Annotated in this window: 14 protein-coding genes; 4 read left to right on the forward strand and 10 right to left on the reverse strand. The window is 58.4% G+C overall.

Going from position 1 to position 11,961, the window contains the following annotated elements; all coding sequences use genetic code 11:
* Positions 1-15: 15 nt before the first annotated feature.
* The 5 genes from M9827_RS22275 to rplU all read right to left on the reverse strand — a co-directional run bounded on the left by M9827_RS22275 (position 16) and on the right by rplU (position 3,856).
* Positions 16-483 carry a CreA family protein gene (locus tag M9827_RS22275; RefSeq protein ID WP_007909822.1) on the reverse strand — a complete coding sequence of 156 codons (468 nt, stop codon included), beginning with the start codon at positions 481-483 and terminating at the stop codon, positions 16-18.
* A gap of 10 nt (positions 484-493) precedes the next feature.
* Complete coding sequence (proB, locus tag M9827_RS22280) at positions 494-1,612, reverse strand: glutamate 5-kinase (protein WP_042704923.1); 1,119 nt, start codon at positions 1,610-1,612, stop codon at positions 494-496.
* A gap of 220 nt (positions 1,613-1,832) precedes the next feature.
* Positions 1,833-3,056 carry an Obg family GTPase CgtA gene (gene cgtA, locus M9827_RS22285; protein ID WP_122599737.1) on the reverse strand — a complete coding sequence of 408 codons (1,224 nt, stop codon included), beginning with the start codon at positions 3,054-3,056 and terminating at the stop codon, positions 1,833-1,835.
* Between the two features lie 193 nt (positions 3,057-3,249).
* Positions 3,250-3,507 carry a 50S ribosomal protein L27 gene (gene rpmA / locus M9827_RS22290; RefSeq protein ID WP_007909818.1) on the reverse strand — a complete coding sequence of 86 codons (258 nt, stop codon included), beginning with the start codon at positions 3,505-3,507 and terminating at the stop codon, positions 3,250-3,252.
* Between the two features lie 34 nt (positions 3,508-3,541).
* Positions 3,542-3,856 (reverse strand): 50S ribosomal protein L21, encoded by a 315-nt coding sequence (rplU, locus tag M9827_RS22295; protein ID WP_007950961.1) that lies wholly within the window; start codon positions 3,854-3,856, stop codon positions 3,542-3,544.
* A gap of 239 nt (positions 3,857-4,095) precedes the next feature.
* On the opposite strand from rplU, the gene M9827_RS22300 reads away from it, so the two are divergent.
* The 3 genes from M9827_RS22300 to M9827_RS22310 all read left to right on the forward strand — a co-directional run bounded on the left by M9827_RS22300 (position 4,096) and on the right by M9827_RS22310 (position 6,017).
* Entirely contained in the window at positions 4,096-5,064 is a 969-nt protein-coding gene (locus M9827_RS22300) for a polyprenyl synthetase family protein (protein WP_093434797.1), read from the forward strand.
* 147 nt (positions 5,065-5,211) lie between these two features.
* Positions 5,212-5,553: a zinc ribbon domain-containing protein YjdM gene (locus M9827_RS22305; RefSeq protein WP_250607164.1), complete on the forward strand. Its 342-nt coding sequence runs from the start codon at positions 5,212-5,214 to the stop codon at positions 5,551-5,553.
* Between the two features lie 206 nt (positions 5,554-5,759).
* The gene (locus M9827_RS22310; protein WP_250607165.1) at positions 5,760-6,017 is read left to right on the forward strand and encodes a PA4570 family protein; all 258 of its coding nucleotides are present in this window, start codon (positions 5,760-5,762) and stop codon (positions 6,015-6,017) included.
* Between the two features lie 131 nt (positions 6,018-6,148).
* Here M9827_RS22310 and bamJ read toward each other — a convergent pair whose 3' ends face one another.
* The 3 genes from bamJ to M9827_RS22325 form a co-directional block, all read right to left on the reverse strand.
* Complete coding sequence (gene bamJ / locus M9827_RS22315) at positions 6,149-6,766, reverse strand: BamJ family beta-barrel-assembly machinery protein (protein WP_039761705.1); 618 nt, start codon at positions 6,764-6,766, stop codon at positions 6,149-6,151.
* Between the two features lie 122 nt (positions 6,767-6,888).
* Positions 6,889-7,191 carry a DUF6482 family protein gene (locus M9827_RS22320; protein ID WP_250607166.1) on the reverse strand — a complete coding sequence of 101 codons (303 nt, stop codon included), beginning with the start codon at positions 7,189-7,191 and terminating at the stop codon, positions 6,889-6,891.
* 135 nt (positions 7,192-7,326) lie between these two features.
* A complete protein-coding gene (locus tag M9827_RS22325) occupies positions 7,327-7,815 on the reverse strand; it encodes a TIGR00645 family protein (protein ID WP_007909801.1) in 489 nt (162 codons plus the stop codon).
* Between the two features lie 159 nt (positions 7,816-7,974).
* Here M9827_RS22325 and M9827_RS22330 point away from each other — a divergent pair, with 159 nt between their 5' ends.
* Positions 7,975-9,804 (forward strand): hypothetical protein, encoded by a 1,830-nt coding sequence (locus M9827_RS22330; RefSeq protein WP_250607167.1) that lies wholly within the window; start codon positions 7,975-7,977, stop codon positions 9,802-9,804.
* A 36-nt stretch (positions 9,805-9,840) separates the two neighbouring features.
* Here the strand turns inward: M9827_RS22330 and M9827_RS22335 are convergent, their stop codons facing one another.
* Positions 9,841-10,155, reverse strand: coding sequence for a PA4575 family protein (locus tag M9827_RS22335; protein ID WP_007909799.1), 315 nt, complete (start codon positions 10,153-10,155; stop codon positions 9,841-9,843).
* Positions 10,156-10,467: 312 nt separating this feature from the next.
* A partial coding sequence (locus M9827_RS22340; protein WP_250607168.1) for a Lon protease family protein occupies positions 10,468-11,961 on the reverse strand: 1,494 nt, incomplete at its 5' end.

The following is an 11,961-nucleotide window of genomic DNA, read 5'->3' on the forward strand; positions in this document are numbered from 1 at the left end:
GTTGGTTTTGCGGTGTTATTGCTGGACCGGGACCCACGGCAGGATCGGAATCGCGGTCACGGCATTCTGCGGACTGCCTTCGATCAAGCGATCGCTGTAAACCAGATACACCAGCGTATTGCGCTTCTTGTCGAGGAAACGCACCACCTGCATGGTTTTGAATACCAGCGAAGTGCGCTCCTTGAACACCTCATCGCCGTCCTTCAGATCACCCTTGAACTTGATCGGACCGACCTGACGACAAGCGATCGACGCTTCTGCGCGATCTTCAGCCAGACCCAGACCACCCTTCACACCGCCCGTCTTGGCACGCGACAGGTAGCAGGTCACCCCCTCAACTTTCGGATCATCGAATGCCTCGACCACAATACGGTCGTTCGGGCCGACAAACTTGAACACCGTCGATACCTGACCGATTTCCTCGGCCGAGGCCAGCAATGGCATCGCCATCAGCAAGCCCAACAATCCTTTCGCTAAACGCATGGAATTTTCCTTAGACCAGAATCAGGTTGTCACGGTGAACCAGTTCAGGCTCCGCCATGTAACCGAGCAAACCGACAATCGCATCCGACGACTGACCGATGATTTTTTGTGCTTCCAGCGCACTGTAGTTGGCCAGGCCACGGGCAATCTCACGACCATCGGGCGCCACGCAGACCACCATCTCGCCACGACGGAAACTGCCCTGCACCAATTTCACACCGACGGGCAGCAGGCTTTTGTTGCCCTTGGACAGCGCCGACACCGCCCCCTCGTCCAACACCAGCGTACCGCGAGTCTGCAGATGCCCGGCCAGCCACTGCTTGCGCGCCGCGAGCATGCCGCGCTCAGGCGACAGCAACGTACCGATGCGCTCGCCGGCCTTGAGGCGATCAAGCACACGCTCAAGACGCCCACCGACAATGATGGTATGCGCACCAGAACGCGCAGCCAGTCGCGCCGCACGCAGCTTGGTTTGCATACCGCCACGCCCCAGCGCACCGCCCGTGCCACCCGCCACCGCATCGAGGCTCGGATCATCGGCGCGCGCCTCATAAATCAGCTGCGCCTCGGGATTGTTGCGCGGATCGGCGTCGAACATGCCATCGCGATCAGTAAGGATCACCAGCAGGTCCGCTTCGACCAGGTTAGCCACCAGCGCCGCCAGGGTATCGTTATCGCCGAAACGGATTTCGTCAGTGACCACGGTGTCGTTTTCATTGATGACCGGGATGACTTTCAGCTCGACCAATGCACGCAGGGTGCTGCGAGCGTTCAGGTAGCGCTTGCGATCGGAAAGGTCGTCGTGAGTCAGGAGAATCTGCGCAGTGTGCCGGCCATGCTCGGCGAAGCTCGACTCCCACGCCTGCACCAGACCCATCTGACCAATTGCAGCGGCCGCCTGGAGCTCGTGCATCGCACTGGGTCGTGCGGTCCAGCCCAAACGACTCATGCCGGCCGCCACCGCCCCGGAGGACACCAGCACCAACTCGACGCCAGCCTCATGCAAGGCCACCATCTGCTCGACCCAGACACTCATTGCCGCGCGATCCAGCCCTTTGCCATCAGCTGTCAGCAAAGCGCTGCCGATCTTCACGACCCAACGCTGCGCACCTGTCACCTTGCTCCGCATCATCTTCAACCTTAGCTTGAGGGCAGCGCGACCCAGCGCCGCCCATGACGTTATTTGTGACTTGCGATTTCCAGATACTAAAACGCCGCTCGATTGAGCGGCGCCTTAAAAAAACGGCTTGCAGCGATGATAACACCGCCCTGAGATGAAGACTCAGCAGACACCAGCGATCTTCTGAAGGCCAAAAGATCGCAGCCTGCGACAGCTCCTACCCAACGAATCAGTCACGCACGTAAATGATTTCCGGACCGTCTTCGTCATCCACATCTTCTTCGTCCCAATCATCGTCACCGATGTCATGGACCGACTTCACGCCGCTGCGACGCAGGGCACGCTTGTCATCCAGCGCCTGCAGTTGCGCACGCGCCTCGTCTTCGATGCGCTGATCGAGATCAGCCAGCTCTTCCTTGTACGCCGGGTCTGCAGCAAGACGGTCGGCACGGTCTTCCATATAACGCATGATGTCGTGGCACAGACGCTCGGTACCAATCTTGGCAATCGCCGAGATCACATAAACCGGACCAGTCCACTCCAGGCGATCAACGATTTCCTTGACGCGCTCATCGTGCTCTTCTTCAAGGATCTGGTCGCACTTGTTCAGCACCAGCCAACGATCACGCTCCGCCAGGGACGGGCTGAACTTGATCAGTTCGTTGACGATCACTTCAGCGGCATCCGGCGCACTGCTGTCATCCAGCGGCGCCATGTCGACGAGATGCAGCAGCAGACGCGTACGCGCCAAGTGCTTGAGGAAGCGAATCCCCAGGCCGGCACCGTCGGAAGCACCTTCGATCAGACCCGGAATATCAGCAATGACGAAGCTCTTCCAGCGATCGACGCTGACCACACCCAGGTTCGGCACCAGCGTGGTGAACGGGTAGTCAGCGACTTTCGGCTTGGCGGCCGAAACGGAACGTATAAAGGTACTTTTACCGGCGTTCGGCAAGCCCAGCAGACCGACGTCAGCCAGCACCTTCATTTCCAGCTTCAGGTCGCGCTGCTCACCCGGCTTGCCCGGCGTGGTCTGACGCGGCGCACGGTTGGTACTGGATTTGAAACGGGTGTTACCCAGACCGTGCCAACCGCCCTGCACTACCATCAGTTTCTGGCCAGCCTTGGTCAGGTCGCCGATCACTTCCTGGGTAGCAGAGTCGATCACCGTGGTGCCGACCGGCACGCGCAGAATCAGGTCTTCACCCTTCTTGCCGGTGCAGTCGGTGCTACCGCCGTTGGAGCCACGCTCGGCATCGAAGTGCCGGGTGTAACGGTAGTCGACCAGGGTGTTGAGGTTTTCGTCAGCCATCATGTAGATGGAACCGCCATCACCGCCATCACCGCCGTTCGGGCCACCGTTTTCGATGAATTTTTCCCGACGGAAACTCATGGCGCCATTGCCGCCGTCACCAGCCTTTACGCGAATCGATACTTCATCAACAAACTTCATAACCAACGCCTCTCGCCGTACGGACGAGCCGAAAAACAATCAAGACATAAGACTCTTGCAAAAATGAGCGCAGCGACCCCAAAACACGACACGTATCGCACGCCGACAGCCCATACAAACAGTTTTGCAAGAGACTCACCCCACAAACGAAAAAGCCCCGTCGCAAGACAGGGCTCTTCCAGCGATCTCGCGATTAAGCCGCGATTACGCTCACGTAACGGCGGTTGAAAGCGCCTTTTACTTCAAACTTGATCACGCCTTCGATTTTCGCGAAGAGGGTGTGATCTTTACCCATGCCAACGCCGTAGCCAGCGTGGAATTGGGTGCCGCGCTGACGCACGATGATGTTGCCGGCCTTGATGACCTGGCCGCCATACATCTTCACGCCAAGGCGTTTGGCTTCTGAGTCGCGACCGTTACGGGTACTACCACCAGCTTTTTTGTGTGCCATGAGTCAATTCTCCTAGTGAGGAATTAGGCTGAAATTAAGCCTGAATACCGGTGATTTTGATCTCGGTGTACCACTGGCGGTGGCCCATACGCTTCATGTGGTGCTTACGACGACGGAACTTGATGATGCGGACTTTATCGTGACGACCTTGGGAGATCACTTCAGCCACAACGGTAGCGCCAGCAACAACTGGAGCGCCGATATTCACGTCGTCGCCATTGGCAACCAACAGAACGCGATCAAAGGTAACGGATTCGCCGGTAGCGACTTCCAGTTTTTCGATCTTCAGGTATTCACCTGGGGCGACTTTGTACTGCTTGCCGCCAGTAACGATTACTGCATAAGACATGGTATTTCTCCGATAATCCTGCTCACCCAGCTCTTTATAAGAAGAGGTATTGGCTGGCATGGCTGCATAAGGCTGGAAGGCCCGTTGCAATTGCGTAAGGCAGGTGCTGCCCAGGAAGTTCAGGGTGCGCGATTGTACGCAAGGTGCCGCAGGCTTGCAAGTAGCCGTCTATCGCGCCTTGACAGGTCTGGATGGGGGTCCTAGCATGCCGCGCAACCCTTCTGGAGCGACTCTCGCTGATGCAACCCCAAGCTTTCTACCGCGCGGTGGCGGACGATTTTAGCGCCGTCGACGGCATCATCAAGAAGCAGCTGACTTCCCGAGTACCGCTGGTATCGAAAATCGGCGATTACATTACCTCGGCCGGCGGCAAACGTCTGCGTCCTTTATTAGTGTTGCTCTGTGGCAAAGCCCTGGGTCGCGAAGGCGACGACATGCGTCTGCTGGCCGCCACCATCGAATTCCTGCACACCGCCACCCTGTTGCATGACGACGTAGTCGACATGTCCGGCATGCGCCGTGGCCGCTCGACCGCCAACGCCATGTGGGGCAACGCCCCGAGCGTGCTGGTCGGCGACTTCCTGTACTCGCGCTCGTTCGAAATGATGGTCGAACTGGGCTCGATGCCGGTGATGAAGATCCTGTCCCAGGCCACGCGCATTATCGCTGAAGGCGAAGTGTTGCAGCTGTCCAAGGTGCGCGACGCCAGCACCACCGAAGAAACCTACATGGAAGTCATCCGCGGCAAAACCGCGATGCTCTTCGAAGCCTCGACCCATAGCGCTGCCGCATTGGCCGGTGCGACTGCCGAGCAGAGCGAAGCCCTGCGTACTTTCGGTGACCACCTGGGTGTAGCGTTCCAGCTGGTCGACGACCTGCTCGACTACAAAGGCGACGCCGAGACCCTGGGCAAGAACGTCGGTGACGATCTGGCCGAAGGCAAACCGACCCTGCCGCTGATCTATACCATGCGCGAAGGTACGGCTGAACAGGCCGCCCTGGTGCGTCAGGCGATTCAGAAAGGCGGGATCGAAGACCTCGAAAGCATCCGCATTGCCGTGGAGGCTTCCGGTTCGCTGGAGTACACCGCACAACTGGCCCGTGATTATGTGGCCCGTGCGATCAAGTGCCTCGACGCCCTGCCGGCCAGTGAATACCGTGATGCGCTGGTTGAACTGAGCGAGTTTGCAGTCGCCCGCACGCACTGATATCGCTGAAGCAAGATCAAAAGATCGCAGCCTTCGGCAGCTCCACCAGGGGTTGTCGACGCTGCGATCTTTTGCTTTTGACTGCCTGAAAAGATAAAACCCTATACAATGTGCGACTTTTAGCGATCCACATCCCAAGGAGCCTTAGTGAGCACGTTGCCACCCTGCCCGAAATGCAATTCCGAATACACCTACGAAGATGGCACCCAACTGGTATGCCCTGAGTGCGCCAACGAGTGGTCCGCCAGCGGCGAAGCCGAAGTGGCGTCCGATGATGCCGTGAAGAAAGATTCGGTCGGCAACGTCCTGCAGGACGGCGACACCATCACCGTCATCAAGGACCTCAAGGTCAAGGGCACCTCACTGGTGGTCAAAGTCGGCACCAAGGTCAAGAACATCCGCCTGTGCGATGGCGACCACGACATCGACTGCAAGATCGACGGCATCGGTCCGATGAAACTCAAATCCGAGTTCGTCAGAAAAGTCTGAATCCGCTGTATTCCATCCCGCGCCAGCCGTGGGATGGAGCTTCGCCCTCCTCGATTCGCTCCAGTAAAACCACGCAATAGCCAAACGCCAGCCGTTTTGACCTTACGCAATCTTTACCCGGAAAAAATCAGAATCTGCCAATAGGCGCTTGCCATTTAGATAATAAGAATTATTCTCATCAAACACCTTCAATGGAGATGAGAACCATGACTTATCTGATCGACGCCTGGCTGGATCGCCCACACCCTTACCTCAGAATCCTCCATCGGGAAACCGGTGAAGTCTGTGCGGTGCTTGAAGAAGAAGCCCTGCATGAACTGCAGGATCAAGGCGATCTGGACGTCAGCAGCCTGAATTCCAGCGAGCCATTGGTGCTCAAGGAACTGGTGCGCAATCTGTTCCTGTTCTGCTACGCCCGGGCCTTGCGCCCGACCAGTGAACTGCATAACAAGATCGAACTATGAGCTGCACCCAAAAAATTGTGGGAGCCAGTCTGCTGGCGATGGTATCAACGCGGTCCTGAAGCAAAACCCGGTCGACCCTATCGCCAGCAGGCTGGCTCCCACATTAGCCCACCATCAAGGCAGGCCCGGTCTTACAGAACGTCCAGCAGCTCGACGTCGAATACCAGAACGCTGTGCGGCGGGATGCTGCCAACGCCTTGAGCGCCGTAAGCCAGTTCGCTCGGCACGTACAGACGCCATTTGCTGCCGGCGTTCATCAGTTGCAGGGCTTCGGTCCAGCCAGCGATCACGCCGCCAACCGGGAATTCTGCAGGCTGGCCACGCTCGTAGGAGCTGTCGAACACAGTGCCGTCGATCAGTGTGCCGTGGTAGTGAGTACGCACCTGGTCTTCACGGGTTGGCTTGGCGCCTTCGCCCTGAGTCAGCACTTCGAATTGCAGGCCGGAAGCCAGGGTGGTGATGCCGTCACGCTTGGCGTTTTCAGCCAGGAACGCCAGGCCTTCGCCTGCAGCGGCTTCAGCTTTGGCTGCGGCTTCGGCTTGCATGATTTCGCGGATAACCTTGAAGCTGGCGGACATTTCTTCCTGACCCACGCGGCTTGGCTTGCCGGCGAATGCGTCGGTCAGGCCAGCCAGGATCGCGTCCAGGCTAACACCTGGTGGCGGGTTGTCGCGCAGCTGGTCACCCAACTGACGGCCGATACCGTAGCTGACGCGGGTTTCGTCGGTGGACAGATTTACTTCGGACATGACACTGCTCCGCTGTGCGGACGGCCACAAGACTTGCCGTGCGTGCACAGCGCGTCCCGGCGCGCCCGGAACCAAAAGGGCGAGCAGACTAGCACAGATGTTCCGGCGATGGCGCGCAACGCCTATAGGGCGGAACGCCAGCCAAGCGGCACCTTAAGGCTTTCATCGATACTGCCCAGGCCGCACATTTCATCATGCACCGAGGTGTGTACAAGGTTGAACGGCAACTCCGGAAAGTTATGCAGCAAATCCCGCGCATGCTCCACCGAGCGCAATGTCAGCATCCCGCCTTTGAGATCACTCAACGGATACGCCGCACCGTGCATCCGCGCTTCCAGCAGATAGATCCCGCCTTCCATGGAGATCAGGTTCAACTCATCGACCTTCCTGGCAATGGCAAACGCATTCAACTCTTGCAGGTTCATGAACGCACCTCACACAGTGGTGAATCAGCACCTCTACAGGGATATGCCCGCGCACATCAAAGCACAAGCCACAAACGACACCGCCCGTCTGTTTCGCAACAGACGGGCGGTGTTTTTGCAGCGATCAACGGTGGATCAGTGCTTGGTGACCTTGTCCAGGTACCCCATGGCGAACGCCGAGACCACGAAGGTCATGTGGATGATCACGTACCACATCAAGTGCTCGGGATCGACGTTCTTGGCGTCCATGAAGATGCGCAGCAAGTGGATCGAGGAAATCGCCACGATCGAAGCCGCGACTTTCATCTTCAACGACGAAGAGTCCATGGTGCCGAGCCAACTGAGCTTTTCCTTGCCTTCGTCGATGTTCAGTTCAGAGACGAAGTTCTCGTAGCCGGAAATCATCACCATCACCAGCAGGCCGCCGACCAGTGCCATGTCGATCAGCGACAGCAGCACCAGAATCAGTTCCGATTCAGCCATCGAAAAAACGTTGGGCAGGATGTGGAACACTTCCTGAAAAAATTTCAGTGCCAGCGCCAGCAACCCGAGCGAGAGCCCGATATAGATTGGCGCCAGCAGCCAGCGCGAGGCGTACATTGCATTTTCGATAAAGCGTTCCATTGAATCTCACACAAGGGGGTGGAAATGGCGGCGAGTATACCAGTCCCCTGTGACAGCCAGAAACTGCCCGAAAATCCGCCACCTGCGCGTGTGGGTGATTTTTTTCTGCTAGTGTCCAAACCATTGACAGCCCAGTGACTGCAGACAGGACGTGTGGAAATGGATGTGCGATTACCGATAACGACGGCCGGAATTTGCCTTGCTCTGTTGATCAGCGGTTGCTCGCCCGGCGATGAAAAACACGCCACTCGTCTTGAAGAAAAAACGGCAACGTTCGAACAGTCACTGGACGCCATCACCGACACCAGACTCAAGGACGCCGTCACCGAGCTCGGCGGCTCACTGCTGCTGCTCGAACGCGCGCAAATCAAGCTCAACGACAATCCGCCGCGCACCGAATACGGCGAAGACGCCCTCGCCGTGCTCAAGCACTACCCTGCCCCGCAGACGCTGGTCGATACGTACATCAACGGCCTGTTCGTGCTGCACAAAGATGCCAGCTCCGACTACCTCACCGACCTGCAACCGGTGTTCCCGTTCAACCTGAACATTCCCGGCGGGTTCCTGTTCCCCCATGGCGTGGAGTGGCAGTCGGTGACGTTGAGCAACAAACGCGTGATCGCCTATCAGCCGGAATGGTCGGAAACCGATCCGGGCATTCAGCTCAGCCCCTCCAGCTCCAACGTCACCAACCCCGATGACCTGACCGTGACCTATCCGTTCATTGACGGACTGAACGTGGACAAGAAGTCCCTGCCGCAACCGGTCAGCCTGCAAGGCCAGATCGAAGTCATCGCGCCGCGCCGCTTGTACAGCTTCGACCTGACGCAAAAGGACGTCGGCCAGACCCGCAGCAATGACAACCTCAGCGTCAAACTGCTGAAGCTGGAAAACAACTACGCCGAAGTCGAATTCAGCAACAACCTGCCACTGGCAGCGGAAGTCGCAGAGACGCAGCTCAATCCGCTGATCGTTCAGGCCCGCGACAAGACCGGGCAATACCTGATACGCGCCGGCTCAATCAACGAGAGTCCGGAGCAAGTGGCCTTCTACGAAAAACAACTGGCCTACCTGCAACAGCAAAAGAGCTGGAGCGATGCGCTGGAAAAGCAGCTCACACAAGAGCAGCAGGCGTTCGAGGAACAGCACCCGCGTCGCTACAACAAGGTCTATTTCAATGGCCCCATCGACACCCTGGAAGTCAGCGTGCTCGACTTCTCCTCGGCGACGGTGACGCGTAAAACGCTGGATCTGCCGATTCGCACGTTCAATCCACACACCACACAGAAGGCCATTCAACCGCTGGATCTGCCAGTGACGGTGTACGACGATCTGGCAGTCAACTGGCTCAAGGGCGCGAGCCTGACCGAGGAGCAATTGAAGGCTGGCATTCGCATTCATCAATCCGTCGAAGAACCGAGCGCCGCGCGCATCGAGTTTTCCCATCGCCGCACATTCAACGATGAATTGCTCGGCGATGACTTCAGCCCGCGGGTCAGCCCTGTCACGTTCTTTACCGAAAAACGCAGTGGCAAACTCGATGAACCGATTGAATTGCCGCCCGAGGCGTACCAAGTCGATCCACTGCGGGCGACGATCACTTATGACTTGAACCTGTTCCCGGAAACCCCGGCGATTGCCGTCGGCTCAATGCCGCTGTTTCTCGCCACGGTGGCCAAACAGACGTATGACGCCAGGTCACTGCCCAAAGGCCTGGAGATCAAGAACAACCAATTGGTGGTGGACCTGAAACTGTTTCCGCCCAACGAGTGGCGCTTCTTCGTCAAGGACGACAGCGGCAACTACCTCAAGCAGATTCTCTCGGTCAGCCACGATGCGAGCGCTGAAGGCCCGGCGCTGTTTGGCGTGCATTATTTCTATGGCCGTCCGACCCACGTGGAAACCTATCAGCGAACCGACCTCGCCACCGTGCAATACGGCTTTGAGGTCAAACTCGACAAGGCGCATGTGCCTGATACTGCCCCTTGAACAGCAAGATCAAAAGACCGCAGCCAGCAGCAGCTCCTAAAGGGCGCGACCTCGGCCACCGTTGATCTGCCGCAACTGCGCTTGCAGGTGCAGGCTCCAGATCTGCGGATCGTCGGCCAGTTCATAGCCATGCAGAGTCAGGCTTTCGACGATGGTGTCGAGTATCGACTCGGCGGCGACCGGCCCATGAAACGGGCCTTGGGCCTTGATGGCGGAAGGTTGTTCACCAGCCATGCCGGCGGCAAAGAGTAGCGTCCACATGCCGTTATCGCCGGCCAACGGCTTGATGGCGCATTCGATTCGGGTCACAAGACCCAGGCATTGACGGGTGAGGCAGAGGTTGCGCGACATGGCGGCGACCCTCGGTGAAGCCGGTATTCAGCCCCCACGGGAGGACTGGCTCGATCCAGTGATACTGTCGATATCCTTGAGCTGAGAATAGAAGAAAAGTTCGCCGCGCAAGCCGAATGAAACCAGAAGGCGCCGAATGGTCATTGTGTGAATATTGGCGCCAGAGTAGTGGCGAATTTTCGATGGATTTACACAAGACAAATGTGGGAGCGAGCCTGCTCGCGAATGCGCAGTGTCAGGCAACTTATTCGTCGTCTGATACAGCGCTTTCGCGAGCAGGCTCGCTCCCACAGTTTTTGACCGCGTTTAGGTTCAGGCCGGTTTGGCTTCGGCCAGCGCTTCCTGGGCCAACTCCTTCTCGGCCTCTTTAAGGTCTTCTTCGCTGATCATCTCGGCGATGTCACGCAAGCGCTCGACCACCCGGGCGTTGATGCTGCCTTCCGGAAATTCACCATCGGCATTCGGCTCACCGGCCGGCTCGCCCACCAGCAGGCTCAACGCCTCGTCGGCCTGACGTACCGCGTACACGTGGAACTGCCCGGCACGCACTGCCGCCAACACTTTCTCATCAAGCATCAGCGTGGCCACGTTGGCCTGCGGAATGATGGCGCCCTGCTCGCCGGTCAACCCGCGCGCTTCACAGAGACGGAAGAAGCCTTCGATCTTCTCGTTGACCCCGCCCACCGCTTGCACTTCACCAAACTGATTGATCGAGCCGGTGATCGCGAAGCACTGCTTGAGCGGGGTTTTCGACAGCGCCGAAATCAGCGTGCACGCCTCGCCCAGCGACGCACTGTCGCCATCGACGTAACCGTACGACTGCTCCAGCGCGATGCTCGCGGAAATCGCCAGCGGGAATTCCTGGGCATAACGGCTGCCCAGATACCCGGTGAGGATCATCACGCCTTTGGAGTGAATCGGCTGACCGAGGTTGACCTCACGCTCGATGTCGACAATGCCGCTGCCACCCGGGTACACCGTGGCGGAAATCCGCGCCGGCACACCGAACGCCGAGTCGCCGACTTCAAGCACGGTGAGACCGTTGCACTTGCCGACTGCCGCGCCATCGGTGTCGATCAGGATGATCCCGGCGAGCATGTCGTCGAGAATCCGCGCCGACACTCGACCAGTCCGTGTGGCTTTGGCTTTCAGCGCACGTTCGATATGCCCGGCGTCGGTCATTTCATCGCCGGCCAGATGCCGGATGAAATCCGCTTCGCTGACCAGTTGAAACAGATCACCGATGCGCGCCGACAAGCGCCCCTGATGCTCGGCCAGCCGTGCGCTGTAGGTCGCCAGACGCGCCACCGCATCGGCGGTCAGCGGCGCCATGCCTTCCTCCGACGTGCGGGTTTTCAACAACTGGGCGAACTGTTCCAGGCTCTCGTCGACCATCGGGATGTCTTCGTCGAAGTCGACCAGAACGCGGAACATCTCCTGGAAGTCCGGATCGAGGTCTTGCAGCGTGTAGTACAGCGACCGCGCACCGATGATGATGACTTTGACCTGCAACGGAATGTGCTGCGGGTTGAGGGTCACGGTGGCGAAACGGCCCATCTCGCCCAGCGGCGATTCCATTTTCAGCTTGCGCGATTGCAGGGCGCGTTTCAGCGCATCCCACACGAACGGCTCACTGAGCATTTTCTCCGCTTCAAGAATCAGGAAACCGCCGTTGGCGCGGTGCAAGGCACCCGGGCGCAACTGACGATACGTGGTGTAGAGCGCGCCCTGATCGGTGGTGTATTCGATGCGACCGAAGAGGTTTTCGTAAGTCGGGTGCGGCTCGAAAACGACCGGCGCCCCGCC

It is taken from the genome of Pseudomonas sp. AKS31 (assembly GCF_023634765.1).
GTDB lineage: Bacteria > Pseudomonadota > Gammaproteobacteria > Pseudomonadales > Pseudomonadaceae > Aquipseudomonas.

Excerpts from the sequence above, each read along its gene's own strand:
- M9827_RS22275 (WP_007909822.1), bottom strand. The coding sequence starts at position 483 with ATGCGTTTAGCGAAAGGATTGTTGGGCTTGCTGATGGCGATGCCATTG.
- proB (WP_042704923.1), bottom strand. The coding sequence starts at position 1,612 with ATGCGGAGCAAGGTGACAGGTGCGCAGCGTTGGGTCGTGAAGATCGGC.
- cgtA (WP_122599737.1), bottom strand. The coding sequence starts at position 3,056 with ATGAAGTTTGTTGATGAAGTATCGATTCGCGTAAAGGCTGGTGACGGC.
- rpmA (WP_007909818.1), bottom strand. The coding sequence starts at position 3,507 with ATGGCACACAAAAAAGCTGGTGGTAGTACCCGTAACGGTCGCGACTCA.
- rplU (WP_007950961.1), bottom strand. The coding sequence starts at position 3,856 with ATGTCTTATGCAGTAATCGTTACTGGCGGCAAGCAGTACAAAGTCGCC.
- M9827_RS22300 (WP_093434797.1), top strand. The coding sequence starts at position 4,096 with ATGCAACCCCAAGCTTTCTACCGCGCGGTGGCGGACGATTTTAGCGCC.
- M9827_RS22310 (WP_250607165.1), top strand. The coding sequence starts at position 5,760 with ATGACTTATCTGATCGACGCCTGGCTGGATCGCCCACACCCTTACCTC.
- bamJ (WP_039761705.1), bottom strand. The coding sequence starts at position 6,766 with ATGTCCGAAGTAAATCTGTCCACCGACGAAACCCGCGTCAGCTACGGT.
- M9827_RS22320 (WP_250607166.1), bottom strand. The coding sequence starts at position 7,191 with ATGAACCTGCAAGAGTTGAATGCGTTTGCCATTGCCAGGAAGGTCGAT.
- M9827_RS22325 (WP_007909801.1), bottom strand. The coding sequence starts at position 7,815 with ATGGAACGCTTTATCGAAAATGCAATGTACGCCTCGCGCTGGCTGCTG.
- M9827_RS22330 (WP_250607167.1), top strand. The coding sequence starts at position 7,975 with ATGGATGTGCGATTACCGATAACGACGGCCGGAATTTGCCTTGCTCTG.
- M9827_RS22335 (WP_007909799.1), bottom strand. The coding sequence starts at position 10,155 with ATGTCGCGCAACCTCTGCCTCACCCGTCAATGCCTGGGTCTTGTGACC.